Origin of the sequence: Nonomuraea sp. NPDC049028 (assembly GCF_043197735.1) — a bacterium.
In the GTDB taxonomy this organism is placed as follows: domain Bacteria; phylum Actinomycetota; class Actinomycetes; order Streptosporangiales; family Streptosporangiaceae; genus Nonomuraea.
The window spans coordinates 412,647-437,550 of sequence record NZ_JBICTR010000013.1; the positions used below are offsets into that span (position 1 = coordinate 412,647).

27 protein-coding genes are annotated in these 24,904 nt (G+C 69.9%); 12 read left to right on the forward strand and 15 right to left on the reverse strand.

Annotated elements, in window-relative coordinates; genetic code table 11:
• Positions 1–19 precede the first annotated feature (19 nt).
• From ACGFJ2_RS45295 to ACGFJ2_RS45305, 3 genes are all read left to right on the forward strand, one after another.
• The gene (locus tag ACGFJ2_RS45295) at positions 20–493 is read left to right on the forward strand and encodes a cupin domain-containing protein (RefSeq protein WP_357960513.1); all 474 of its coding nucleotides are present in this window, start codon (positions 20–22) and stop codon (positions 491–493) included.
• 127 nt (positions 494–620) lie between these two features.
• Positions 621–1,481 carry an alpha/beta fold hydrolase gene (locus ACGFJ2_RS45300; protein ID WP_393479199.1) on the forward strand — a complete coding sequence of 287 codons (861 nt, stop codon included), beginning with the start codon at positions 621–623 and terminating at the stop codon, positions 1,479–1,481.
• 216 nt (positions 1,482–1,697) lie between these two features.
• On the forward strand, positions 1,698–2,765 hold the full coding sequence (locus tag ACGFJ2_RS45305; protein ID WP_393479201.1) for an MBL fold metallo-hydrolase: 1,068 nt from the start codon (positions 1,698–1,700) through the stop codon (positions 2,763–2,765).
• On the opposite strand, the gene ACGFJ2_RS45310 is transcribed toward ACGFJ2_RS45305, so the two are convergent.
• From ACGFJ2_RS45310 to ACGFJ2_RS45320, 3 genes are all read right to left on the reverse strand, one after another.
• Positions 2,651–3,127 (reverse strand): Tn3 family transposase, encoded by a 477-nt coding sequence (locus ACGFJ2_RS45310; protein ID WP_393479204.1) that lies wholly within the window; start codon positions 3,125–3,127, stop codon positions 2,651–2,653. The two genes, ACGFJ2_RS45305 and ACGFJ2_RS45310, sit on opposite strands and share 115 nt — an antisense overlap.
• A gap of 347 nt (positions 3,128–3,474) precedes the next feature.
• Positions 3,475–4,044 carry a ferritin-like domain-containing protein gene (locus ACGFJ2_RS45315; RefSeq protein ID WP_358183951.1) on the reverse strand — a complete coding sequence of 190 codons (570 nt, stop codon included), beginning with the start codon at positions 4,042–4,044 and terminating at the stop codon, positions 3,475–3,477.
• Between the two features lie 16 nt (positions 4,045–4,060).
• Positions 4,061–4,714, reverse strand: a complete 654-nt coding sequence (locus ACGFJ2_RS45320; protein ID WP_357960526.1) for an aquaporin — start codon at positions 4,712–4,714, stop codon at positions 4,061–4,063.
• Between the two features lie 165 nt (positions 4,715–4,879).
• On the opposite strand from ACGFJ2_RS45320, the gene ACGFJ2_RS45325 reads away from it, so the two are divergent.
• On the forward strand, positions 4,880–5,485 hold the full coding sequence (locus tag ACGFJ2_RS45325; RefSeq protein ID WP_393479208.1) for an FAD-dependent monooxygenase: 606 nt from the start codon (positions 4,880–4,882) through the stop codon (positions 5,483–5,485).
• 72 nt (positions 5,486–5,557) lie between these two features.
• Here the strand turns inward: ACGFJ2_RS45325 and ACGFJ2_RS45330 are convergent, their stop codons facing one another.
• From ACGFJ2_RS45330 to ACGFJ2_RS45340, 3 genes are all read right to left on the reverse strand, one after another.
• The gene (locus ACGFJ2_RS45330) at positions 5,558–5,713 is read right to left on the reverse strand and encodes a hypothetical protein (RefSeq protein ID WP_357960538.1); all 156 of its coding nucleotides are present in this window, start codon (positions 5,711–5,713) and stop codon (positions 5,558–5,560) included.
• Positions 5,714–5,995: 282 nt separating this feature from the next.
• On the reverse strand, positions 5,996–6,337 hold the full coding sequence (locus tag ACGFJ2_RS45335; protein WP_357960541.1) for a hypothetical protein: 342 nt from the start codon (positions 6,335–6,337) through the stop codon (positions 5,996–5,998).
• 10 nt (positions 6,338–6,347) lie between these two features.
• A complete protein-coding gene (locus tag ACGFJ2_RS45340) occupies positions 6,348–6,929 on the reverse strand; it encodes a TetR/AcrR family transcriptional regulator (RefSeq protein ID WP_393479212.1) in 582 nt (193 codons plus the stop codon).
• A 277-nt stretch (positions 6,930–7,206) separates the two neighbouring features.
• Here ACGFJ2_RS45340 and ACGFJ2_RS45345 point away from each other — a divergent pair, with 277 nt between their 5' ends.
• Together ACGFJ2_RS45345 and ACGFJ2_RS45350 are read left to right on the forward strand one after the other, a co-directional pair.
• Positions 7,207–8,049 (forward strand): LLM class flavin-dependent oxidoreductase, encoded by an 843-nt coding sequence (locus tag ACGFJ2_RS45345; protein ID WP_393479214.1) that lies wholly within the window; start codon positions 7,207–7,209, stop codon positions 8,047–8,049.
• A 15-nt stretch (positions 8,050–8,064) separates the two neighbouring features.
• Positions 8,065–9,024 carry an alpha/beta hydrolase family protein gene (locus ACGFJ2_RS45350; protein WP_393479216.1) on the forward strand — a complete coding sequence of 320 codons (960 nt, stop codon included), beginning with the start codon at positions 8,065–8,067 and terminating at the stop codon, positions 9,022–9,024.
• 13 nt (positions 9,025–9,037) lie between these two features.
• Here the strand turns inward: ACGFJ2_RS45350 and ACGFJ2_RS45355 are convergent, their stop codons facing one another.
• From ACGFJ2_RS45355 to ACGFJ2_RS45380, 6 genes are all read right to left on the reverse strand, one after another.
• On the reverse strand, positions 9,038–9,328 hold the full coding sequence (locus tag ACGFJ2_RS45355) for a hypothetical protein (RefSeq protein ID WP_357960553.1): 291 nt from the start codon (positions 9,326–9,328) through the stop codon (positions 9,038–9,040).
• 173 nt (positions 9,329–9,501) lie between these two features.
• On the reverse strand, positions 9,502–11,298 hold the full coding sequence (locus ACGFJ2_RS45360; protein WP_393479221.1) for an ABC transporter ATP-binding protein: 1,797 nt from the start codon (positions 11,296–11,298) through the stop codon (positions 9,502–9,504).
• Entirely contained in the window at positions 11,295–11,783 is a 489-nt protein-coding gene (locus tag ACGFJ2_RS45365) for a hypothetical protein (RefSeq protein ID WP_357960558.1), read from the reverse strand. The genes ACGFJ2_RS45360 and ACGFJ2_RS45365 overlap by 4 nt, the downstream gene beginning before the upstream one ends.
• 75 nt (positions 11,784–11,858) lie before the next feature.
• Positions 11,859–12,053: a hypothetical protein gene (locus ACGFJ2_RS45370; protein ID WP_357960560.1), complete on the reverse strand. Its 195-nt coding sequence runs from the start codon at positions 12,051–12,053 to the stop codon at positions 11,859–11,861.
• Positions 12,054–12,127: 74 nt separating this feature from the next.
• Positions 12,128–15,067 (reverse strand): BTAD domain-containing putative transcriptional regulator, encoded by a 2,940-nt coding sequence (locus ACGFJ2_RS45375; protein WP_393479224.1) that lies wholly within the window; start codon positions 15,065–15,067, stop codon positions 12,128–12,130.
• Between the two features lie 12 nt (positions 15,068–15,079).
• The gene (locus tag ACGFJ2_RS45380; protein ID WP_357960564.1) at positions 15,080–15,517 is read right to left on the reverse strand and encodes a S26 family signal peptidase; all 438 of its coding nucleotides are present in this window, start codon (positions 15,515–15,517) and stop codon (positions 15,080–15,082) included.
• A gap of 226 nt (positions 15,518–15,743) precedes the next feature.
• Here ACGFJ2_RS45380 and ACGFJ2_RS45385 point away from each other — a divergent pair, with 226 nt between their 5' ends.
• Positions 15,744–16,589: a universal stress protein gene (locus ACGFJ2_RS45385; protein ID WP_393479227.1), complete on the forward strand. Its 846-nt coding sequence runs from the start codon at positions 15,744–15,746 to the stop codon at positions 16,587–16,589.
• A 64-nt stretch (positions 16,590–16,653) separates the two neighbouring features.
• Positions 16,654–17,037 carry a universal stress protein gene (locus ACGFJ2_RS45390; RefSeq protein ID WP_393479290.1) on the forward strand — a complete coding sequence of 128 codons (384 nt, stop codon included), beginning with the start codon at positions 16,654–16,656 and terminating at the stop codon, positions 17,035–17,037.
• 24 nt (positions 17,038–17,061) lie between these two features.
• On the opposite strand, the gene ACGFJ2_RS45395 is transcribed toward ACGFJ2_RS45390, so the two are convergent.
• Positions 17,062–17,703 carry a response regulator gene (locus tag ACGFJ2_RS45395; RefSeq protein ID WP_393479229.1) on the reverse strand — a complete coding sequence of 214 codons (642 nt, stop codon included), beginning with the start codon at positions 17,701–17,703 and terminating at the stop codon, positions 17,062–17,064.
• A gap of 204 nt (positions 17,704–17,907) precedes the next feature.
• On the opposite strand from ACGFJ2_RS45395, the gene ACGFJ2_RS45400 reads away from it, so the two are divergent.
• The 3 genes from ACGFJ2_RS45400 (at position 17,908) to ACGFJ2_RS45410 (ending at position 20,507) form a co-directional block, all read left to right on the forward strand.
• On the forward strand, positions 17,908–18,507 hold the full coding sequence (locus ACGFJ2_RS45400) for a hypothetical protein (RefSeq protein WP_393479232.1): 600 nt from the start codon (positions 17,908–17,910) through the stop codon (positions 18,505–18,507).
• Positions 18,504–19,304 carry a polyphosphate kinase 2 gene (ppk2, locus tag ACGFJ2_RS45405; RefSeq protein WP_393479234.1) on the forward strand — a complete coding sequence of 267 codons (801 nt, stop codon included), beginning with the start codon at positions 18,504–18,506 and terminating at the stop codon, positions 19,302–19,304. Before ACGFJ2_RS45400 ends, ppk2 begins: the two co-directional genes overlap by 4 nt.
• 171 nt (positions 19,305–19,475) lie before the next feature.
• On the forward strand, positions 19,476–20,507 hold the full coding sequence (locus tag ACGFJ2_RS45410) for an Acg family FMN-binding oxidoreductase (protein WP_393479237.1): 1,032 nt from the start codon (positions 19,476–19,478) through the stop codon (positions 20,505–20,507).
• A gap of 22 nt (positions 20,508–20,529) precedes the next feature.
• On the opposite strand, the gene dxs is transcribed toward ACGFJ2_RS45410, so the two are convergent.
• Together dxs and ACGFJ2_RS45420 are read right to left on the reverse strand one after the other, a co-directional pair.
• Positions 20,530–22,455 carry a 1-deoxy-D-xylulose-5-phosphate synthase gene (gene dxs / locus ACGFJ2_RS45415; protein ID WP_393479239.1) on the reverse strand — a complete coding sequence of 642 codons (1,926 nt, stop codon included), beginning with the start codon at positions 22,453–22,455 and terminating at the stop codon, positions 20,530–20,532.
• A 37-nt stretch (positions 22,456–22,492) separates the two neighbouring features.
• Positions 22,493–23,173, reverse strand: coding sequence for a GntR family transcriptional regulator (locus ACGFJ2_RS45420; protein ID WP_393479242.1), 681 nt, complete (start codon positions 23,171–23,173; stop codon positions 22,493–22,495).
• A 99-nt stretch (positions 23,174–23,272) separates the two neighbouring features.
• On the opposite strand from ACGFJ2_RS45420, the gene ACGFJ2_RS45425 reads away from it, so the two are divergent.
• Positions 23,273–24,901, forward strand: a complete 1,629-nt coding sequence (locus tag ACGFJ2_RS45425) for a GAF domain-containing protein (RefSeq protein WP_393479244.1) — start codon at positions 23,273–23,275, stop codon at positions 24,899–24,901.
• Positions 24,902–24,904 lie beyond the last annotated feature (3 nt).

The following is a 24,904-nucleotide window of genomic DNA, read 5'->3' on the forward strand; positions in this document are numbered from 1 at the left end:
CCAAAACAGGAGCACCCACATGAACAAGGAACGTCCACCCCAGACCGGCGACACGCAGAACCCCTTCTGGTTCCTCGGCGGCCGGGTCCAGATCCTGGTGCCGGGCACGGCGACCGGCGGCACCTTGAGCGTGATGGAGTTCACCGACCCCAAGGGCCACGCGCCACCCCTGCACGTTCACGAGGCAGAGGACGAGATCTGGATCGTGCTCGACGGTGAGATCACCTTCTTCGTCGGGGACGACCGCTACGACCTAGACGCAGGTGCCGTCGCGCACGGTCCCTGCGGCGTCCCGCACAGCTACCTGGTCCGCTCACCGAGCGCCCGCATGGTCGCCGCCTTCGGCCCCGCCGGCCTCGAGAAGTGGTTCGCCGCCAACGGCTCGCCCATCTCCGACGTGAACGACGCGCCGGCCTCCTTCGACATCGAAGCCATTATCGCCTCGGCCGAGGCATACCGCCTGCGCGTGGCGGGTCCTCCGCCGGTGGCCTAGGCGCACCGTTCCACCACGCCGCGCCACCCTGTGCCCCGGCCCTGCTCGACGGGCGGACAACGGCTGGAGCCCCCCGCTGCCTCATCGCCTCGCTTGAGAACCCCCATCCCTACCAAGGAGATCCGCCATGTCGGTGTACGCGTCCCCACAGACCTCTCCGCTCTCCCGGCCGAGCACTCGGATCCTGCTGTCCGTGATGCTGGCCGTCCTGGCCGTGCTGGTCACGGCTCTCTCCTCGTCGGCCGTCGCCGTCACCGCGGCGAGCCGCAGTACGGCCAAACCCACCGTGGTGCTGGTCCACGGTGCGTTCGCCGACGCCTCGAGCTGGAACAAGGTCGTCGCCCGGCTCCAAGGGGCCGGCTACCCGGTTATCGCCCCCGCCAACCCCCTGCGTGACCTGGCAGGTGATTCGGCCTACCTGTCGAGCGTCGTCTCCACCATCGACGGACCGGTCATCCTGGTCGGCCACTCCTACGGCGGAGCGGTCATCTCCAACGCCGCCACCGGCCACCCCAACGTCAAGGCGCTGGTCTTCATCGCCGCGTTCGCACCCGAGGAAGGCGAGTCAGCTCTCGACCTGACCGGCAAGTTCCCCGGCAGCCAACTGCCCACCAGCCTGATCACCCGCCAGTACCCGCTGCCCGGCGGCGGCACCGGCACCGACGCCTACGTAGATCCGGCCAAGTTCCACGCCGCCTTCGCCGCCGACCTACCCGCCCGCGACACCAAGCTGATGGCCGCCACCCAGCGCCCGGCCGCCCTGGCCGCGCTCGGCTCCCCGAGCGGACCGCCCGCCTGGAAGACCATCCCCTCCTGGTACCTGGTCGCTGGCGCCGACCAGGCCATCCCATCCGCGGCCCAGCGGTTCATGGCCCAGCGCGCCGGCGCGCACACCAGCGAAGTCGGGGAAGCCTCACACGTGGTCATGATCTCCCGGCCTGACGCCACCACCGCCCTCATCACAGCGGCGGCCCGCACCACCAGCTGATCCCACACGACGACGGTCCGTCCGGCACCGCGACAGGCGAGACCCCGCGCCTGTCGCGGTTCTCACCCTGGCCGCCGAAGCGTTCGCCCCGCGGACTCGACCGGATCGTGACTGCCCAGGACACCGGCTGACCACCCCCCACCACCGGACCCGTCGCGCCGCTCCGCCCGTCCCACGTTCGCCCGGCAGCCACACCTTCCGAATGGAGACAACCCCATGGTCCACTCCACCGCCCCCTCGAGCAGGCGAACCTTCCTCACCCGAGCGACCGTCGCATCGGCGCTGCCCCTGGCCGCCGGCCTGCTCGGGGCCGGCGAGGCGCCGGCATCCGGCGCCCTGCCCGACTACGCGCCCATCCCCGAGGCGTCGAAGGGCCCGAAACTCAATGAGAAGGGCTACTTCGTCGGCCGGATCGACGGCGACCTGTACTGGGTCACCGACTCCTCCTATCAGGCCATGTTCCTGACCACGCGCCAGGGCGTCGTGCTCGTCGATGCGCCACCCACCATCGGTTACAACCTGCTGCGCGCCATCGAGGAGGTCACCCGGGCCAACGGCCGCCCCCGGAAGGTGACCCACCTCATCTACTCCCACTCGCACGCCGACCACATCGGAGCCGCCTCGATCCTCGGCAAGGACGTCATCCGCATCGGACATACCGAGACCGCGAGATTTCTGCGCCGGGACGCGGACCCGACTCGGCCGGCGCCCACGCTCACTTTCGACGACCACCACGTCCTGTGGGTCGGCGGTGAGCGTCTCGAACTCGCCTACCACGGCCCCAACCACTCACCCGACAACATCTTCGTCTACGCCCCCAAACACGAGACCCTGATGGTGGTCGACGTGCTCTATCCCGGCTGGGTGCCGTTCAAGAACCTCGCCGTCTCCCAGGACATCCCCGGCTGGCTGCGGGCCCACGACACCGCCATGAGATATCCGTGGCGCACCCTCGTCGGCGGCCACCTCGGCCGCCTCGGCATCCGCGCCGACGGACACCTGCAACAGCGATACCTGGCTGACCTGCAGACCAGCGTCCGTGACACGGTCTCCAGCCTCGATCCAGCGCCGTTCTTCGGCAAGTACGGTCCGGCAGGCAACGCGTGGGCGATCTTCGCCGGTTACCTGAACGCTGTCGCCCAGCAGGCCGCCGCCCCGGTCATCGCCGGCTACCTCGGCACGCTGGCCGCCGCCGACGTGTTCACCAAGGACAACGCCTTCGGCCTGCTGGAATCCATGCGAATCGACACCGGCCTGCTCGGCCCCTTCGGCATCCGTCCCTGACCAACACGCCCGATTGCCAGCGAAGAGCCAGAAGTCGTGGTCCCACGAACACCACCCCCACACCGATCAGGAGGACGGCCGCGTTGGATACCGCTTCGTTGGTTGCCGTCGCCGAAGCGCAGCCAAGCGAAGAATCCGTTAACCCCTCGACCTTGTTTGGTGACCGCGGTGATGCGCCGCCGCAGCGCCGGATCGGCGAGGAAACGCAGCAGTGCCACAGTGCGCACGCTGCGGCCGACCTCCCGAAACGCCCGGTAGATCTCGTTCTTGCGCGAGTGCGAGCCAAGCCGGCGCAGCAGCGTGACGGAGTTGAGCCGGCCCTCGCGGATGGAGATCGCCACCGGCATGAGGTCGGGCCACATCTTCTCCCGGCAACGGCCCTGGCAAGGTGCTGTGGTGGGCGCTGGCCCTCGGCGCGGATCTGGGCGGCAACGCCACGGCGGTGGGCGCGGCGGCCAACGTCGTCGTCCTGGGCATCGCCGCCCGTAACGGCACGCCGATCAGCTTCTGGCAGTTCACCAGGCGGCCTGATCGTCACCGCCATCGCCATCGCCACCCCGTACCTGTGGCTGCGCTACCTGACCTGAGCGGCCCCGCGGCGGTTAGTGTGACCATGGAAAACCGGGTGGCGCGGGAGGCAGACCGAATTGGTCGCATAATCCAATGGTTTTGCGCAGCCTTCAGAATCAGGGAGCCGCCACGGCTGAGATCAGGACGGTGGTCCCGTCCCTTGCTCGGCGTCGTACAGGCCGGCCAGCGAGGGGGATCCGCCCCGGAATCCACGATGAAAGCGTCCGGGTGGGCCGAGACCGAAGAACTCGCGCAGCCAGGCGACGTGCTCGGTCTTCTCGTTGTGGATGGCCTGGGCCATCGCATGGGTCCGGGGGTCTTTTGCTTCGGTGAGGTGGCGGAGACCGGAATAGGAATGTGCGGCCTGCTGCACGGATCCGATGAGGGCTTCGGGCAGGTTGTCCCAGTCGGCGAAGATGCTGCCTATCGGCTCGTCTTCATGTTGCAGAAAGCTCTGGATATCCTCCGGCAGCCTGCCGCCGAGTTCGCAGATGCGCGTGACGAGCGTGTCGAAATGGTTGCGGTCCTCATCTCGAATGTCCCTGAGGATCTCCCGCAGCCCTTCGTCCGCGAAGCCGATCGAATGAGCCGCCAGGATCGTGTAGCGATAGACGGCGCTCAGCTCTGCTTTCGCGGCCGAGGTGAGATGGCCGATCAGGGCGTTGACGTCGATACCCGCTCGTTGGAGGGCTTCGCGTGGAGTGGTCATGGAAGGGCTCCGGATTTCAGGCGGCGGAGGCTTCCAGCGGCGCGCGTTCCTTGGGGTTGAGCGCGAGGAACGTCACCCCGGCCAGGGCGCCGCCGACAAGGTCGGCCAGGAGCCAGATCCAGATCTTCGACCAGTCGAAGATCCCCATGGTCGCGGCGCCGATGGCGACCGCCGGGTTGAAGGCGCCACCCGAGATACCGCCCACGGCGAACGCCCCCGCGGCCACGGTGAATCCGATCGCCAGGCCGTAGAAGCTGTTGCCCGGATGGTCCCGGCTGGTGGCCGCGTTCAGGACGACGTAGGCGAGCGCGAAGGTGAACAGCGCCTCGGCCAGGAGCGCCACCCACAACTCGCGGCCCTCGGGCGACACCGGGGTCACTTTCGCGGGGTTCACCACGAAGCCCGCGACTACGGCCGCGAGGACGCCGGCGGCGAGCTGGGCGATCCAGTACGGAATGGCGTCCGTCAGACTGATCCGACCGCGCAACAGTACGGCCAGGGTCACCGCAGGGTTGTAATGGGCACCGGAGATGTGGCCGCCCGCGTACACCATGACCATGAGAATCGCTCCGATGGCAACCGGGGCGAGGGGCGCCATTGCCAGGACCGTGGCGCCGACCGTGAAGACCAGAAAGAAGGTGCCTATGAACTCCGTGATGTACCTGCGCACGACGTCCTCCTGCGGAATGAGGTTCTAGGTGTGCTGAAATTGGCGGCCATCCAGATCTTGGCATCGTGCCCCGCCGGGAAGAGGACCTGATGGCCTTACGGCTCATTTACGGCTCTGCCGGACGGCATTTTGGGACGAAGATCGCGCTGGCTGGACTGTCAGGAGATGGTCCAGGCCTCGCAGTTCCGGAACGGCGGCTACATGGTCGACTTCTACGGTGCCGGTTACCAGGTGGCCGAGCGCATGGGCCTGGCCGCCCGGCTGCAAGAGCTGCGCTATCCCGTCACCGGGCTGACCTACGTCAACCATGACGGCCGCCAGACCAGCCGGTTCACCCTGCCGCCCACGTTCCGCGAAGTAGTCAGCCTGCTGCGCAGCGATCTCGCCCGTACCATCGCTGACCAGGTCAGGGCCCCCATCCAGTACGGCACCACCATCGAGGCCGTCCACCAGGACGGCGACGAGGTCGCGCTCACCCTCGCCGACGGCACGCAACGCACGGCGGATCTGCTGGTCGGCGCGGACGGCGCGCACTCGCGCGTACGCGCGCTGGCCTTCGGGGCCGAGCATCGCTATGTGCGCTATCTACGCCACCATGTGGCGGCTTGCAATCTCGCCGACCGCGACCTGAGCGCGAAGATCGCGCAGCATCACGTATCTATTGCGGGATCGAAAGCGCTTTTTCGAGGCCGGCCTTTCTCCCGGTTCCGCGTCGACGAGCCCAGCCACAACCCGGAGAACTGGCCCGTCATCGTCAGGGCTGCACCATAGTCAGCCGACACGACAGTTCGCGGCTGCTTCGCCGACGACGACCTGGGATAGCGCAGAGTTGTTGGCGTACATTCACCCCCTGCTCCAGCCGGAGCCGGAGCCGAACCGCGATCCGATGGGTCCATGGGCGACCTCGTTGCCGACTGGATCGGCGAGGTCCACGTGCTGCGGCGGCACGGTCACATCGGCCTCCAACTCGGCGAGGACGCGCAGGTCCGTGATGATCACGCCAGCCACTCGATATCCCGGAGCGTTCGGGGATGTCCAGATGCGGACGTTCCAAGGCGGGGTACCGAGCTCAGCCCCCGAGCTCCTGCTGTCCGGCCCGCGGGCTACTCTCCGCCTGCAGGACTGGCAGCCAGGCTGCGCAATTCGTGGGCGGTATCCAGAGCGCGGGCCTTCCCTGGCAGGGCATCCAGGATGCGACCGAGGGTACGGCGGCGGATCGTACTGATGGGCCACGCATGGGCAGTGGTCACCGCGTGTGCGAGCCCATCCTCAATGTGGCCCTTACCGATGAGCGTGAGAGCACGCACGAGCTCGTAGTGGGTGATGTTCGCGGTGAAGGTAGCCGGGCAGAGAGCGAGCGCCTGAGGAGGCGACGAACACCGATGTCGCCGCCCCCTGCCCGACGGTCTTCCACTCGGTGCTGTCGATCCGCGCCTGGAGCTCCGGGGTCATCTCGACATGCCGCACCAGCCCGGTCTCGAGGATGGCGCCGGGGTGAATCGGGTTGACGAGGATCGCGTCGTCCGCCCATCGCCTGGCGCCCTCGACGCCGCGCGAGCGGTCTCCGTACCCAGGCCCGACCTCGCCGACCGCGCGTTTGTAAAATACCGACGGTATGAACACGCGCGCGTCGCTAGCGCGGTAGGCGGAGTCCCGCGATGAGGAATTCGACCAGCCGCCGCGCGTCGTAGCGGGGATCGTTCTCCGCGCCGATGCACAGGTTCCCGACGCCGCGCATGAGCTCCAGGGCGTCGACGTCGGCGCGGATCTCGCCGGCGGCGGCCGCGGCTTGGAGCAGCTGGCCGCACACGGGTACGAGCCGGTCGAGGAAGTAGGCGTGCAGCGCGTCGAAGCCGGCGTCGTCGGAGCGGAGTACGGCGGCGAGCCCGTGCTTGGTGACCAGGAAGTCGACGAACAGGTTGATCCATCGCCCCAGCGCGGCGTAAGGACTCGTGACGGCCGCCAGCAGGGCTGGACCGGCCTCGGCGCAGGCCTCGACCTGGTGCCGGTAGACGGCGATGATGAGATCCGCCCGAGTCGGGAAGTGGCGGTAGATCGTGGCCACCCCGACGCCCGCCCTGGCCGCGATGTCGCGCACCGGTGCCTCGACGCCCGAGGTCACGAAGACGGCCGCGGCGGCGTCGAGCAGCGTCCTCTCGTTGCGCCGGGCATCGGCCCGCTTGCGGGGGCCCGCGCCTCCGTCGCCGTCGTTCACCGTTACCGTTCCCTCCACTGCTGGGTTGCGAACCGGAACCGTGTTCCTTATAGTAGTCGGAACAGGATTCCGTTTACTCATGATGCCAGAGCGCCGACCGACGGCCAACCCAAGCATCGTCATCGCATCACACCTGGGCATGGGATCGCAGTAAGTCGATGCGATGGGCGTCGGTTGTACATATCGGAAACCCGTTCCGTTTAATCTCTGGTAGCGCCCAGTGTCGAAAGGACCAAAGCCCTCAATGCCGCATACCACCCGGCCTCGCTTCGGGATCATGACCGCCCCGTCGCAGGTCGACTACCACGATGTCCTGCGGGTCTGGCGCGAGGCGGACACGATCCCCGAGATCGAACACGCGTGGCTGTTCGATCATCTCCTGCCCATCTTCGGCGACCCGAACGGAACGATCTACGAGGGCTGGACGCTGCTCTCGGCCCTCGCCGCACAGACCCGACGGCTGCGGCTGGGCGTGCTCGTGACCAGCAACCGCATCCGACCGCCCGCGATGCTGGCCAAGATCGCCACGACCGTCGACATCGTCTCCGGCGGACGCCTCGACTTCGGCATCGGCGTCGGCTCACGACCCAGCGTCCCCTGGGCTCGGCGCGAGTATGAAGCGCACGGCCTGCCCTTCCACGACACCGCCCACGCCGTGGGCAGCCTCGCCGAAGCGTGCACGGTGATCAGGCGATTGTGGACGGAGACCGAACCGTTCGACTTCCACGGCACGTACGTCCAGGTCACCAACGCGTTCGGCAACCCCAAGCCGGTCCAGCGCCCCCACCCGCCGATCCTCATCGGCGGACGCTCGTCCGCGACGCTGCGCGTGGTCGCCGAGCACGCCGACCTGTGGAACGTCCCCGGCGGCGACATCGACGACGTCGTCAGCCGCAGCGCGCTGCTGGACCGCTACTGCGCCGAGATCGGCCGCGACCCCGCCTCGATCACCCGCTCGATCCACCTGCCCGTCTCCTACGACCAGCCCGGCACCACCCGGGACGCGATCGGCGAAGCGATCGACGCTGATTTCCGGCACATCGTCCTCGGGTTGTCGGCGCCCTATCCCGCCGACGTCGCACGGTGGGTCGCCGACCAGTTCATTACCAAAGACCACTGAAGGAGCATCAAAATCATGATCGAAACAGACATGGCGGTCCCGGCTGCGGGCGATGGCGACGTGGCCGTCAGCGTGCCCGCTCCGGTCGTCTCGGTGAGGCCGGTGGTGCTGTCGGCCCCGGGCCGTGGTGAGGACCTGCGGGTGCGCGTGTCCGCGCCCACGGCCGGGCGCGAACTGCCGGTCATCGTCTTCTCGCACGGCTTCGGCTGGTCGTCGGACGGCTATGCCCCGCTGGCCGACTTCTGGGCCGCTCACGGCTTCGTGGTGATTCAACCCACCCATCTCGACTCGAGGACGCTGAGCCTGCCGCCAGAAGATCCCCGTACCCCACAGATCTGGCGTTACCGGGTCGAGGACATGAAGCGCGTCCTCGACCAGCTCGATCTCCTCGAAGCCGCCGTACCCGGTCTCGGCGGGCGGCTCGACCGCGGCCGCATCGCCGCGGCCGGGCATTCCTGGGGCGGCCAGACGGCGAGCATGCTGCTGGGTGCGCGCGTCCTCGATCCCGAGGGCGAACCGGGAGAGGACATGTCCGACTCCCGGATCAAGGCGGGGGTGCTGCTCGCCACGCCCGGCCGGGGCGGAGCCGAGCTGAGCCCGTTCGCGGCCGAGCACTTCCCCTTCATGAATCCGAGCTTCGCGGACATGACCACGCCGGCCCTCGTGGTCGCGGGGGACCGAGACCAGTCCCACCTGACCGCCCGAGGGCCGGAGTGGTTCACCGACTCCTACTTCTTGAGTCCGGGCGGCAAGAGCCTGCTCACCCTGTTCGGGGCGGAGCACTCGCTCGGCGGAGTCTCCGGGTACGACGTCGCGGAGACGACGGACGAACACCCCGGACGTGTCGCCCTGATCCAGCGGCTCACCTGGGCCTACCTTCGCCACGTCTTCTACCCCGAAGACCCGAGCTGGCTCGCGGCGCGCTCCGCGCTGGCGGACGATCCTGAGCCGCTGGGACGGGTCGAGAGCGACTGAGGCGGCCCCGGCCCTACCGGTAGACCAGGTGCGCCCGGTAGCCGCCAGTTGCCGCCTGCACCTGCGCGGAAAGGATGGTGTAGCCCTCCTGGACGAGGATCTGGTATTTCTGCAGCAGGATCTGAGTGGCGATCAGCTGTGTCGTTACTTGCGAATTCCAGGTGCAGGAGGGGTTGCAGATCTGAGGCCGGGCCGAAATCGCGGCCGTGGAAGATGCCGCGATGGCTGCTGAGGGGACAAGCGCTGAGCCGGCGAGGCTGCCGAGAATCAACGCCAGCCCGATAACGGTACGTCTGCTGCGCACGGCACATCCTTTCGCACAAAGGGGACCCGCCTATGGCGTCTGCGGGATCGGCTCGACTCTATGTACGAACAGAACCCTGTCCCAGGGCGCCAGCAGGGCATTCACCGGGCATTCCAGCCAGGTCGCCACCGAGTGTTGTCCGGTTCCGGCCACTCATCGGCCTCCGTAGCCCGCTACGCCTCGACGCGGTAGCCGCTGGCCTGGGTCTCGAACAGCCGGGCGTAGCCGCTGTCCGCGGCCATGAGGTCGTCGTGGGTGCCCCGCTCGACGATCCGCCCGTCGCCGAGCACCACGATGAGGTCGGCGTCCCGCACGGCGCCGAGCCGGTGTGAGACGAGCAGGGTGGTACGGCCCGCCCGGTGCTCACGCAGCCGCCGGTGCACCTCGTATTCGGCCTCCGCGTCGAGTCCCGAGCTGGGTTCGTCGAGGATGAGCAGGTCGCGCTGTTCGCGGACGAGTGCGCGGGCCAGGGCCAGCCGTTGCCACTGGCCTCCGGACAGCACCACTCCGGCCTCGTCCTCCGGTCCGAAGAAGATCCGGCTCAGCATCGTGTCGTACCCGTGGGGCAGGGCTCGTACGGTCTGGTCGGCTCCGGACATCTCGGCGGCGGCCTGGATCCTGCTCCGGTCGGACATCGCCTCGATCTCGCCGACGCCGATGTTCTCCGCCGCGGTGAGGTCGTAGCTCATGTAGTCCTGGAAGAGCACGCCCATCCGGGCGCGGAGGTCGGCCGGCGGTACGTCGCGAATGTCCACGCCATCCCAGAAGATCGCCCCGCGGGAGGGATCGTAGAAGCGGCACAGCAGTTTGATCAGCGTGCTCTTGCCGGCTCCGTTGAGTCCGATCAACGCGACCGACGCGCCGTGGGGGATGGTCAGGTCGACGCCGCGCAGCACCCAGGGGTGGCCGTCGGCGTACCGGAACCACACGTCACGCAGTTCGATGCCGCGCCGCAGGGCGGGCAGCGCGGCGGGGCGGTGCGGCGGTGGGAGGTCGTCGGAGAGCGACATCACCCGCTCGTGGTGGTCGAACAGGAGCAGTGAGTGGCCGGCGTTGGCCGCGTTCTCCACGGTCGCGATGAGGGCGGCCTGGGTGCCGGCCACCGCGCCGGCGAAGGCCGTGACGTCGCCCAGGGTCAGCCGCCCGGACAGGGCCGAGTACACCGCCCAGATCAAGCCGATGCCGCTGACCAGGGCGGACACAGCCGCCAGTGACGACTGCGTGAGCGCTTCGCGCCGGTCGAGGCGCCGCTCGGCCGTCTGCATCGTGGTGAGCTCGCCGATGACCCGGCGCCTGAGGAAGTCGCCGAGCCCGAAGAGGCGTACCTCCTTGGCGGCCTCCACGTCGGTGAGCAAGGAGGAGTAGAAGATCTGCCGCCGGGCCGCCGCCGACTGCCCGGCGAGCATCTTGGCCCGCCGCTTCTCCAGGGACATCCTGGCGGCGAGGGTGGGCAGCGCCGCGACCGCCACCAGCCCGGCCATCAGCGGGCTCAGCACGGCCAGAGCGCCGAGGAGCCCGGCCAGGGCGATGACGTTGCGGCAGAGGTCGAACAGGCCCGAGGTGATCGGCCCCATCGCGCCGCCCGTGGCCTGCGTGGCCATCCGCAACTCGTCGAGGAAGACCGGGTCCTCGAAGCGTGACAGCCCTTGGAACTCGTTCACCCTCGTGTACAGGCGGTCCTGCAGCAACAGGTCGAGCCGGCGGTCCGACTCGCCCCGCAGGTACCCCGTGACGTGCGGCAGCACCCCGGAGGCCAATCCCAGCGCGACGAGCCCGGCGACCGGCCCCAGCGCCCGTTCCGCGAGGCCCGTCGCCAGCCCGTCGATGAGCAGCTTCGTCGCCCACAAGGCGCCCGTGGGCAGCAGCCCGGCCACGACGGTGACCACCAGCTGGGACACCGCCAGCACAGGTCCCGCCCGCCAGCACAGCAACCCCAGGGTGGCGGCCCGCCGCAGCCGGTCCGGCATCATCCGATGGTCGCCATGGCGGTGAGTTCCGTGTCCGCGGCCAGTACTTTGCCCTCCTGGTCGGCCCGGAGGAAGGTGGGGAAGGCCTCCACGCCGAGGGCGTGCGCGAGACTGCCGGCCTCATCGCCTGTGATCACGCTCGACACGCCGCCGACCACGGTGACGAGATCGGCCACTTTCGCGCCATCGCCGGTGATGACCGCCAGGGCGGGCTGCTTGCCCGCCTCCTCGGCGAACTGCGGTGCGCGCTCGTGACACGTGCTACAGCCGACGTCGAAGAAGCCGACCAGCCGCGCGCCCGCCGCCGCCTCGGGCAGCGTGCGACCGACCAGGACGCCGGGATCGTACGGCATGAGCATCGCGTGCCCGGCCAGGCGTTCCAGCTCAGCGGTGTGCTCGCGGAGCCGGCGGAGCACCCCCAGGTTGAGCACCAGGTTGAACAGACACAGGAGGGCGAGGAACACGACAGCGGCAACCAGGAAAGCCATCAGGAAACAACCTCACTTCAAGCGAGCCGGGGTCTGGCGGCGGGTGGCCGCCGCCGCCAGACCTGCGTGTCCTACCTAGCCACCGCAGACTCTGAACGCGTAGCAGGCGCCGCATCGGGTCGTGCCGCCGGCGGTGGTGCAGATCTTGCGGAAGTCGGAGCGCTCCCGGCAGTAGCAGTGGACGTACCACTCGGCGGCCGCCTTCGCGGACGCCTTGGGCACCAGCTTGCCGAGAATCCGGTCGCCGAGCCGGCCAAGAACAGCAGTCATGGACTCGTTCCTTTCGTAGCGATGCGGTTAACCGAAACCTATTCGGGCGGCATACAGCACCCCATACAGCCGCGCTACAGCCGGGCGGTGAGCAGCCTTTCCAGCACCGGATCGCAGCGCGTCGCGGGATCGGCGAACAGCCCCGCGGCCTTGCCGGCGTCCGCCGCGGCACGCGGGTCGCCGAGGGCCGCGCGTGCTCTGGCGAGCTGCCGGAGGCAGGCGGCCTGGCCGTACGCGTCGCCGATCTTGGTGGTCAGCTCCAGGACGCGGGCCAGGTCGGCCACCGCCGCGGCCGGATCGCCCTGCCGAAGATGGATCTCGGACCTGCTGAGCAGCACCTCCCACTGGTCCTCCCGGTTGCCGGTCGCCTCGCAGCGGACCAGTGCCTCCGCCAGTACCGCCAGTGCCTTGTCCCGCTGGTCGAGCAGGCAGTGGGCGCGGCCGAGCGCGGCCAGGGTGATGCTCTCGCCGTACAGGTCGCGATCGGCCCGCCGGATGACCAGGCACCGTTCGAAGCGGTCCACCGCGTCGCTGTGGCGGCCCAGCCGGAGCAGCACCTCGCCCAGGTTGTGCGAGACCAGTCCGACCCGGTTCGGCCGGTACGTCTTCAGCAGCAGCAGGCCCGCGCCGATGTGGTCGAGGGCCGCGTCGAGATCCCCGGTCTGCATGCACAGCCAGCCGAGATTGTGCAGCGCCAGCCCTTCCTCACCGCGTTCGCCCACGGCCCGCCAGAGGTCGAGCGCCCGTTGCAGGAGGGCGCGGGCCGCCTCGGGACGGCCGGACTTCCACTCCAGCAGTCCCAGCGTCGCCAGCGTGGCCGCCTCCGCGACGCGGTCGCCGTCACGCCGCGCGACCTCGATGGCGAGCCGCGCGATGGTCTCGACCTCCCGCCAGTAGCCGCTCTTCATCGCGATGGACTTGATCAGGGCCATCAGCTCGATGACGAAGCCGCCCTGCTCACCTTTCGCCGCCTGTACGGCCGCCGCCACCAGGCACGGCAGGTCCGTCTCCAGCCACCGTACGGCCGCGGCGAGATCCGGCAGGCCCACATCGGAGGCGTGCTCGCCCCCGCCGGCATGCATCAAGTGCGGTTGCAGCAAGGCCTGCAGCCGGCGGAGACGATCGAGGTACCACCCCAGGGCCCGTCCGAGCGCCCGCGTACGCTCCCGCGGCGCGTCATGGGCGGCGGCCAGCTCCGCGGCGAACAGCCGCAGCAGGTCGTGCATGCGAAACCGGCCGTCGCCCACCGGCTCCAGCAGCCGGGCCTCGGTCAGCTCGTCGAGCGCGGCCTCCGCCGTCGTCTGGTCGATGTCGGCCAGCGCGGCGGTGAGCTCGACGCCGGCCTCGGGCACTTCCAGCACGCCGAACGCCCGGAAGACCGCCTTCGCGGTACTGGCCAGCGTTCCGTACCCGACCTCGAAGCAGGTTCGCACCCGCAGGTCGGCGGCCTGGAGCTCGTCCAGCCGCCGTTGCTGGTCGCCCAGCCGCTCGCCGAAGCGGGCCAGCGACCAGTCGGGCCGGCCCGCCAGCCGGGCACCGGCGATGCGCAGGGCCAGCGGATGGAAGCCGCACCAGCGGGCGATCTCCGCGGCCGCCTCCGCCTCGGCGCTCACCCGCTCGGGACCGGCCAGCAGCGTCAGCAGGCGCACCGACTCCACCTCGTCGAGCATGCCGACGGCGATGGGCACGGCGTCCATGGTGGTCAGCGCGGCGCGGCTGGTGACCAGCGCCGCGCAGCCGCCGCCCGCCGGTAGCAACGGCGCCACCTGGGCGGCGCCGACGGCGTTGTCGAGGACGACCAGGACGCGGCGGTCGGCCAGCAACGACTGGTAGTGAGTGGCCGCCTCCGCCGGTGCCGCCGGGACGTCGCCGGGCGGCACTCCGAGCGCGCGCAGGAAACGGCCGAGCACCTCGGCCGGCCGCAACGGTGGCAGGCCCGGCGTGGATCCCTGGAGATCCACGTAGAGCTGGCCGTCGGGATAGCGGTCGGCCACGCCGTGCGCCGCCGTGAGGGCGAGCGCCGACTTGCCCGCCCCACCGGGCCCGTGCAACGCCACCACAGGCGGACTCGCCGCGTCGCGCCCATGCGGCGTCTCCACGGGCGGACCCGCGCCGGAACCGATCACGGCCGCGCCCGGCTCCCCGTACAGGATGCTGTGCAGGTGAGCCCGCTCCGCCGAGCGGCCCACGAACACCAGCGGCGCCCGGGGAAGCAGACGTGGGCGCGGACGCCCGTCCTCGACGGGCACGGCCGCGGTGTCACGGTCGGCCGCCAGCAGGGCGGTGTCCCTGCGCAGGATCGCCTGCTGCAGCAGACGCAGATCCGGCCCGGGATCGATGCCCAGCTCGTCGGCCAGCACCCGGCGGGCGGCCCCGAACGCGTCCAGCGCGCCGACCACGTCGCCGCAGCGGTAGAGGGCCGTCATGAGCTGACCGTGCAGCCGCTCGCGCAGCGGATACTGGCGGATCACCTCGCGCAACCGCGCGGCCGCGAGCTCGTTCCTGCCGAGGGCGAGCTGGATGTCGGCGTGTTCCTCCACCACGCCCAGGTAGTGGTTGGTGAGACGGGCGACCACCTCGCGCAGCGTGGGCCCGAGCGGCACGTCCTCCGCCGCCGTCCCCTCCCACAGGGCCAGGGCCTGGGTGAAGGCCTCCTCGGCGGCGCTCGTGTCGCGCTTGGCCAGCGCCTGGCGGCCGCGCGCGGACAGCGCCTCGAACTCCAGGAGGTCGAGCTCCTCCGGTCCGGCCCGCAGCAGGTAGCCGACGTCGGAGGTGACCAGCCGCTCCTCGTCCGGCAGCAGCTTGCGCAGCTGCATGAGGTACGTACGCAGGTTCGCCACCGCGGAGCGGGGCGGCCGCTCGTCCCACACCTCCGCCACCAAGGACCTGATCGGTACGACGTGACCCGCCCGGGCCAGCAGCATGGCGAGAACGGTACGTTGCTTGGGCGCCGTGATCCTGACCGGCGATCCGTTGACCTGGATCCGCATCGGCCCGAGAAGTCGAAACCGCACGATGTACCCGCTTTACAGCGGTGACCCGCCCAACCGGCGCAGCGCGACACCGAGCAGGCGGTCGGCGTCGAAGAACCCGCGCTGCCGGGAGTCGACGCTGTCGATGTTGTCACCCAGGACGACCAGCGCGCCGGCGGGCACCCGGGCCACGCCGTCCCCGATCCCCGGGGGCACGGGGTCGCCGGGTAACGCGACGGCGCGCTTGATGTTCCAGTGCCGGCCGTCCCGTCCCGGCGGTCCGAGCCCCGCGGCGGTGAGCGGCGGTTCGAGCACGACCACGTCGCCCGTGGCGACCTGGTCGATCCGGCGCCTGCGTACCAGAACCAGATCTCCGTCGGAGAGCGTCGGGGCCATGCTCGTCCCCTCGACCGTGACCACCACGTAGCGCCTTCGCGCCCACAGGGCGCCCGCCACCGCCGCCAGTACGAACCCACCGATGATCATCTTCATGGCGCTCTTCCACGGTCGGCCCTGCGAGGAATGAGTCTTCTTCCCGCGAAACGATCTACGTTGGGACGTGACCCTGTCAAGGCGCGGATTCCGCGGATTGCTCCATCGCGGGACCAATGGCACTCGTATTCGGGACTTCGGCCCCCTGTGGTCGGCCGCCTGTTTCGCCAGGCTGGAGCTGAGGTTCCAGTGCGGGAAGGGGACCGTTCAGGAAGGGGAATGCGTGATGACCAGACGGATCGTGGTCGGCGTGGACGGGTCCGAGCCGGCGACAGCGGCGGTGCGGTGGGCCGCCGCCGACGCGCGGCGCAGGGGACTGGCCCTGCGGATCGTGCATGTCTGCGAGCAGTGGCCGTACGGGCTCGCCGCGTTCAGCGCGGAGTACTGCGCGGGCACGCTGGATGCCGCCGCCGACCAGGCGCGTGAGCTGGCGGAGGGCGTGGAGGTGACGACGGAACTGCACACCGGGAACCTGGTCGACGAGCTGATCGGCGAGTCGGCCGCGGCTGACAGCCTGGTGCTGGGCAGCAGAGGGCTCGGCGGTTTCAGCGGCATGCTGCTCGGCTCGGTCGGCACCGCCGTCGCGGGCCACTCCTGGGGCCCGGTGGTGATCGTCCGCGGGCCCGGCCAGGAAGAGCACGGCCGGATCGTCGTCGGCTATGACGGGTCCGAGGACTCCGAATTCGCCATGCAGTACGCCATCGAGCAGGCCCGCGCCCGCCACGCGCGGCTGCACCTCCTGTACGCCTGGCAACTGCCGCTGATCTCCCCGTACGCGGCCGCCTACGACAGCCTGCTGGAGAACGCCTTCCAGCGCGAGGTCCGTACGGCCGGCGAACGGGTGAGCCCCTGGCGCGAGAAGTACCCCGACATCGAGATCACCGACGAGCAGCTGTGCGAGCACCCGGCCGGCGCCCTGATCAAGGCCTCGACCACGGCCGACCTGGTCGTCGTCGGGTCGCGTGGGCTGGGCGGCTTCGCCTCGGCGGTGCTGGGCTCGGTCAGCCGCGCCGTGCTGCACCACGCCACGTGCCCGGTCGCGGTCGTACGGCCGCACCCGGAGAGGCCATGAACGGCGACTCGCCGACCACGGAGGACGACGATGAGCGGAACGATCGTGGTTCGCGGAGTCGGCGCTGGAATACGCCCTGGAACAGGCCAGAGCGCGGCGCACACTGGTTCGTGCCGTGTACGCCCGGCGGACACCGATGCTCGCCCCGCAGCCCACGGGGTACGGCCCGCTCCTGACCGGGACGCCGGCCGATGAGGAGGCGGAGATCCGGCTGCGCCTGGCACCGTGGCGCGAGAAGTACGTCGACGTCGAGATGATCGAGTCGATCGTCCCGTGGCACCCGGTCCCCGCCCTGGCCAGGGCGTCCGAGAGGGCGGCGCTCGTGGTGGTCGGATCGCGCGGACTGGGCGGCTTCGCCTCGGCGGCACTCGGGTCGGTCAGCCACGGTGTCCTGCACCGGGCTCGCTGTCCGGTGGCCGTGGTGGGCGCTCCGCGGATCACGACGTGACAGACCATCCGAGGTCTCGGGCCGTCAGTCTCGCCGATCCATCCGCAGTCGTGCCGAGAGTGCCGCCGCCTGCGTACGGCGCTGCATGTCGAGCTTGGACAGCAGATTGGACACGTAGTTCTTGACCGTCTTCTCGGCCAGGAACATCCGCTCGCCGATCTGCCGGTTGGTCAGCCCCTCGCCGATCAGGTCGAGGATGTTGCGCTCCTGCTCCGACAGCGCCGCCAGCGGGTCCCTCCTGGCGGCCTGCTCCCGAAGCCGGTGCAGCATCGCCGCGGTGGTCTGCGGATCGAGCAGCGACTGCCCCGAGGCGACCGTACGCACCGCGCCGACCAGGTCGGAGCCGTGGATCTGCTTGAGCACGTACCCGGCCGCGCCCGCCATCACCGCCTCGAACAACGCGTCGTCGTCGGCGTAGGAGGTCAGCATCAGGCACGCCAGCCCGGGCAGCCCGGACCGGACCTCGCGGCACACGTCCACGCCGTTACCGTCGGGCAGCCGGACGTCCAGCACCGCCACGTCCGGCTTGAGCGCCGGAATGCGGGCGATCGCCGACTCCGCGGTCCCGGCCTCGCCGATCACCTCTATGTCGTCCTCGGCATCCAGCAGGGCGGCCACGCCGCGCCGTACCACTTCGTGATCGTCAACGAGGAACACCCGAATCATGCTCCGACGTTAACCGGCCAGGTCAACCGCGGAATAGAGGCCAAAGTCCCAAAAGCGAGTGAAGACCAAAGCACTCAATAGGCAGGACTTTCGCCCCTAGGAGGCATGGAGCTGCCGCTGTGGGATGCGAGGGGATGAGGCAGGGCAAAAACAGAGGGCAAAAACAGCAGGAGGCAGCCGGTGAATACGACAGGAACGGGTTAGATGGGCACCGACAGGATCGACCGAGCAGTCCCACGCGCCGGTACCCGTCGGCCGGCGCTGATGCCGGCGGTGGCGACCGTGGGATTCGCGGTGAACTTCTGGGCGTGGGCGCTGCTCAGCCCACTGGGCCCGCGCTTCAAGGAACTGCTGGGACTGTCGGCGGCCCAGCAGGCGCTGCCGGTGGGCGGGTTCGTGATCCTGGCCGCAGTGTTCGCCGTCGTCGCGCTCTGCGCCACGGTCCTGGCGTTCACCCCACCGCTGATGCCGCTGGGCACGGTCGCGTTCCTGACCATGGCCGCGGTGCTCGGCGCCGGCAGCGGGGCCACCTTCGCCCTGGTCGCGGTGGCGGCCCCGGTCGACAAGGTCGGCTCGGTCACGGGCCTGGTCGGCGCCGCCGGTGGGCTGGGCGGGTTCGTGCCGCCGGTGGAGATGGGGTTCGTCTACGGTCTGTTCGGCTCCTACGGGGTGGGCCTGGCCCTGCTGGCCGGAGTGTCGGTGCTGACGCTGGTGCTGACTTTGACCGCGGTGCGTGCCACGGCCAGGCGGCGCTCCGCCGCGCTACCGGTGCCGTTCGGACCGTTCGCCGAGGAGGCCCGATGACGAAGAGACTGCCGCGCAAGGTGTACGAGAAGGAGCTCTTCCGCCTGCAAGGAGAGCTGGTCAAGCTGCAGGAGTGGGTGCGCGTGCGAGGCCGGCGAGTGGTCGTGATCTTCGAGGGGAGGGACGCGGCGGGCAAGGGGAGCACGATCAAGCGGGTCTCCGAATACCTCAACCCGCGCGTGGCGCGCATCGCGGCGCTCCCGGCACCGACCGAGCGTGAGCGGTCGCAATGGTACTTCCAGCGCTACATCGAGCATCTGCCCGCCGCCGGGGAGATCGTGCTGTTCGACCGCAGCTGGTACAACCGCGCGGGTGTCGAACGGGTGATGGGATTCTGCACCCAGGAGGAATACGCGCGATTCCTGCACCAGTGTCCGATCTTTGAACGGTTGCTGGTGGAGGACGGGATCCTGCTGCGCAAGTACTGGTTCTCGGTGAGCGACGAGGAGCAGGAGCGGCGCTTCCACGCCCGGCTGAAGGATCCGATGCGGCAGTGGAAGCTGTCGCCGATGGACCTGGAGTCGATCAATCGCTGGGAGGACTACTCCAGGGCCAAGGACGAGATGCTGGTGCACACCGACATCCCAGAGGCGCCGTGGTACGAGGTGGAGAGCGAGGACAAGCGGCGGGCCAGGATCAACATGATCGCGCACCTGCTGTCCACGATCCCCTATGAGGAGGTGCGGCGGGCGGAGCTGAAGATCCCGCACCGCCCGCCCGCCACCGGCTACCGGCGCCCGCCGCGCAGGCCGGAGACCTTCGTGCCGGACGCCGCGGCGGACCTGCGCTTGCCATGACATGACGATCGAAGCGCTGACGGATGAAGGAGTCGTGCGAATGGCGCCGGCCGACCGGATCCCGTACGCCCTGGCGGCCTGACCGAGGCGGACCCGAAGAGTGCCGTATGGCCGTGATCGATGGGACTTTGGCCTCTGCCGGTGGCGGGCACGCGGGCGGATCGTGGGGCTATGGCGATCCGCGGCCTGACCTGGGAGAACGACATGACCATCGACATCGCGCTCGAGGCGGCGCGCTGGGCGCCGTCGGTGCACAACACCCAGCCCTGGACCTTCGCCGTCACGGGCCAGGAGATCGCCGTCCGCGCGAGCACCGATCGCAAACTGGCCCTGGAAGACCCTGGCGGCAGGGAAATGCTGATCAGCTGCGGGGCGGCCGTGTTCAACCTGCGTACCGCGCTGCATCAGGCCGGCCGCGAGCCGATCGTGCGGATCCTGCCCGATCCCGACCGGCCCTCGCTGCTGGCGACGGTACGGCTGGGCGAGGCCGTCGAGCCGGACGAGCACACCAGCATGCTGGCCGGGCAGATCGAGGTGCGGCGTACGCACCGGGCGGGATTCACCGAGACGCCCGTGCCCGAGCGGCTCGTGGCACAGTGGCAGCGCGAGGCCGCCACCGAGGGCGCGACCTTCACGCCCGTCGGGGCGCCCGCCGCCGTACGGGCCCTGGCCGCGCTGACCGAGGCGGCCCAGGCCGTCCAGTCGCAGGACTGGCCCTTCACCCTCGAGGTCATGCGGTGGGCGCGCCCACCGGGAAGCACCCGAGGTGACGGCGTGCCCGCCGACTCCTACCCCAAGCGGCCGGCTGACGCCGGCCTTGAGCAGCCGACCGGCGCGTACCCCGAACAGCCGAGCGATGAATTCGCCCAGCGCGACTTCGCCCACCAGCACCCCTGGGGGACCGACACCGACCAGAGCATGTCACGCGCCACCGGGGTGGTGGCACTGCTGACCACCCGTGAGGACACCCGCGAGGCCTGGCTGGCGGCCGGGCAGGCGCTGCAACACGTGCTGCTGCACGCCTCGGCCCACGGAGTGAGCGCCGCCTTCCACACCCAGGCGCTGGAGGAGCCGCACCTACGCGACTTCCTCCGGCAGCGGATGTGCGCGGGCGCCTACCCGCAGATGCTCATGCGGCTCGGCATCGCCGCCGACGAGAGCCATGGGGTCCGCCGCCCGCTCACCGATCTGACCGACCCATGATCCTCCGCCTTATCCATAGGGGTCAGGAGGCGGAGGCGTCCTGGGGTTGGCGCGTGAGCCGCAGGAAGGTCTCCTCGACCTGGCGGGCGATGTCCGCCGCGGTCAGGCCGAGGCGGGCGAGCACGCGATCGCGGCCGGCGTGGTCGAGGAACGCCACCGGTACCCCGAAGTCACGCATCGGCACGTCGACCCCCGCGTCGCGCAGAGCCTGCGCGACGGCGGAGCCGACGCCGCCGGCCCGTACCCCGTCTTCCACCGTCAGCACCATGCGGTGCCGGGCGGCGAGGCCGGGCAGCAGGTCATCGACCGGCTTGACCCAGCGCGGGTCGACCACCGTCGCGGTGATGCCGTGATCGGCCAGGCGCTCGGCGACCCGCAGGCACAGCGGAGCCAGCGCGCCGACGGCCACGATCAGGACATCTGCCACCGGTTCGGTGTCCGTGCTCTGGCGATCAGCAGTGGCTTCCCGGAGCACGTCCATGCCGCCGATCCGCCCGACGGCCGGGATCGGGGCACCGACGCTTCCCTTCGGATAGCGGACCAGTGTGGGCGCGTCGTCCACCGCCAGCGCCTCGCGCAACTGTTCCCGCAGGCGTTCGCCGTCCCGGGGTGCCGCGATCCGCAGCCCCGGTACGACCTGAAGGACGGCCAGGTCCCATACGCCGTTGTGAGAGGCGCCGTCGTCACCGGTGATCCCCGCCCGGTCCAGGACGAACGTCACCCCGCACCGGTGCAATGCCACATCCATCAGCAACTGGTCGAAACAACGGTTGGCGAATGTGGCGTACACGGCGACGACCGGATGCAGCCCGCCCGTGGCGAGTCCCGCCGCGGCGGTGGCCGCGTGTTGCTCGGCGATGCCCACGTCGAGGACCCTGTCGGGGAAGCGCTGGGCGAAGGGTTCCAACCCGGTCGAGCGCAGCATCGCCGCCGTGATCGCCACCACGTCAGGTCGTTCGGCACCGATCCGCACCAGCTCCCCGGCGAACACCGAGGTCCAGTCCTCTCCGGCCACGCGCAGCGGCACCCCGGTGTCCGGATCGATCACCTTGACCTGGTGGAACCGCTCGTCGGACTGCTCGGCCGGCGGATAGCCCCGCCCCTTCTCCGTGATGCAGTGCACGATCACCGGGCCGGAGAACTGTTTGGCCAGGTGCAGCGCCTGCTCCACCGCCGCCCGGTCGTGACCGTCGATCGGGCCGACGTACTTCAGGCCAAGGTCTTCGAACATGCCCTGCGGCGCGACGAAGTCCTTGAGCCCCTTCTTGGCACCGTGCAGAGCGTCGAACAACGGACGCCCGATCATCGGGGTGCGGTCGAGGATGTCCCGGGTACGCCGCAGGAACCGTTCGTAGCCGTCGGTGGTGCGCAGCGCCGCCAGGTGGGTGGCCAGGCCGCCGATCGTCGGTGAATAGGAGTGCTCGTTGTCGTTGACGACGATCACCAGCGGCAGCGACGGGTCGGCGGCGATGTTGTTCAGCGCCTCCCATGCCATCCCGCCGGTCAGGGCGCCGTCCCCGATCACGGCGACGACGTGGCGGTCGCGCCGACCGGTGAGACGGTGGGCCTTGGCCAGCCCGTACGCCCAGCTGAGGGCGGTCGAGGCGTGCTGGTTCTCCACGACATCGTGCGGGGACTCGACCCGGCTCGGGTAGCCGGAAAGCCCGCCTTCCTGCCGCAATCGCGAGAAGTCCTGCCGCCCTGTGAGCAATTTATGCACGTACGCCTGGTGGCCGACGTCGAAGATGACGCGGTCGGTGGGGGAGTCGTAGACCCGGTGCAAGGCGATGGTCAGCTCCACGACGCCGAGGTTCGGCCCCAGATGGCCGCCCGTGCGGGAGACCGCGTCGATCAGGAACTCACGGATCTCGGCGGCGAGCCGGTCCAGCTCCGCGGGGCTTAACCCGTTGAGATCCGCCGGACCGCTGATCGACGACAGAACTCTCATGGGACGACCACTGCTCCTTCGCGAAGTCTTCTTACCCTCAAGTGGTGGGCCCGCGCTGCGGCTCGCCGCCCGACGACCAGTCACCCGGAATGTGCGACAGATGCCGACGCATCAGCTCTTCGGCGAGCGCACGGTCGCCCTTCAGGACCGCCGCCAGCAACGGACGGTGCTCCGCCGCGGAGCCGGCCAGGTCACCGTCCGCGGTGAGGCGGCGCAGGTTGTACAGGCGGGTCTGGTCGCGCAGGCACGCCACCGAGTCGACCAGTCGCCGGTTCCCGGTCGCCTCCAGCAGCAGGAGGTGAAAGTCGCGATCGGCCTGAAGGTTGCCGGCCAGATCGTGCTCCTCGGCCGTCCGCTCGATGACATCGACAAGGTGCGACAGCCGCTCCACACGATCCCCCAAGCCCAACTCGGCCGCCCGGCCCACCCCGGGAACCTCGAGCATCATGCGCAGCTCGAAGATCTCGGTGAAGTCCTGCTCGGTGAACGACACGACACGGAATCCCCGATTGGGCAGCGCCTCCAGCAGGCCCTCATCGACCAGGGCGAGCATCGCCTCGCGTACCGGACTCGTGGACACCCCCAGCTCCGTCGCCAGCGACGCCGCCGAATACACCTCGCCCGGCTCCAGGGAGCCCGTGACCAGCGCCTCCCTCAGCACCGACAGCGCCTGATCGCGCAGACTCGTCCGCTGCAGGGAACCTCCCGTCAAAACCATGGCCAGTACTATATCACCGATTAGCCGTCACGCCTCATAGGCCACCAGGGCTGTTCGAGGGAGCTTTACCGATCGATCGTTCGGGCAGAAACTGCGAGTATGAGCGATGGATCGGTGATGCCGTCCATGCGGCTGGACGAGCTGCTGGCTGAGCTGCAGGTGCGGCTGAACGCGGTGCTCGCCACGCGCGACCGCGTGCACGCGCTGCTGGACGCGGTGGTGTCGGTGGGCAGCGATCTCGATCTGGGAACGGTGCTGCGGCGGATCGTGGAGACCGCGACCAACCTGGTGGACGCCAGTTACGGCGCACTGGGGGTGATCGGCCATGAGAGCACGCTGATCGAGTTCATACCCGTTGGATTGACCGAGGAAGAGATCGCCAAGATCGAACACTGGCCGCACGGGCTCGGCCTGCTCGGATTGTTGATCAAGGACGCCCGGCCGCTGCGACTGGCGCGGATCGCCGATCACCCGGAATCCTACGGTTTCCCGCCCGGCCATCCGCCCATGGGCACCTTCCTGGGCGTGCCGATCCGGATGCGGGAGGAGGTGTTCGGCAACCTCTACCTGACGGAGAAGCGCGGTGGCGGCGAATTCGACGAGGAGGACGAGGCCGTCGTCATCGCCCTGGCCACCGCGGCGGGCGTGGCGGTGGAGAACGCGCGCCTGTACGAGCAGACCCGGCGGCGGGAGAAGTGGCTACGGGCCTCCTCGGAGATCACCACCAGCCTGCTGTCCGGCACCGATCCGCGCGACGTCCTCGTCACACTGACCAGCAAGGCCAAGGAGATGACGGATGCCGACCTGGTCGAGCTGATGGTGCCCGCCGACGGCGGCACCCGGCTGGTGGTGGAGATCGCCGAGGGTGACCGGGCGGACGAGCTGCTGGGCACCTCGTGCGCGGTGGCCACGACGATGGCGGGGGAGGTCTACACCCGCGGCGAGTCGCTCACCGAGGGCGACATGCGGCTGCTGGTGCCCTTGGGCGCGCCGCCTTCGGTACGCGGGGTGGTCGCCATGAGCAAGCGCTCGGGGCGGCTGCCGTTCAGCGAGGCCGACGGCCACATGCTGGGGGCCTTCGCGGGCCAGGCGGCCATCGCGGTGGAGCTGGCCGAGGTGCGTCGCGCCGCGGAGCGGCTCAGCCTGCTGGAAGACCGTGACAGAATCGCCAGGGACCTGCACGACGTGGTGATCCAGCGGCTGTTCGCGGTGGCCATGACGCTGATGGGCGCCGTCAGGCTGATCGAGCGTCCTGAGGCCACGAGCAGGGTCCAGCACGCGGTCGACGAGCTGGACGAGACGATCCGGCAGATCCGAGCCAGCATCTTCGCCCTGCAGGGCTCGGGGACGAGCGGGCTGCGCGGTCAGGTCGCCGAGCTGGTCGACGGGGCCGCCGCGCACCTGGGCTTCCGTCCCGGACTGCGGCTAGAGGGGCAGCTCGATACATTGGTCAGCCAATCGGTGGCCGAGCAGGTGGCGGCCGTGCTGCGCGAGGCCCTGTCCAACCTGGTACGGCACGCCAAGGCGGCCAAGGCCGACATTCTGCTGGAGGCGGCGGCCGGCCGGCTGACCCTGGTCGTCACCGACAACGGGGTGGGCATCGAGCCCGATGGCCGGCGCAGCGGGCTGGCCAACCTGGAGGAACGTGCCACCCGGCTGGGCGGCACGTTCACCGTCGATTCACCCGGGGGCGGCGGAACCCGGCTCAGCTGGTCGGTCCCGCTGTGATGC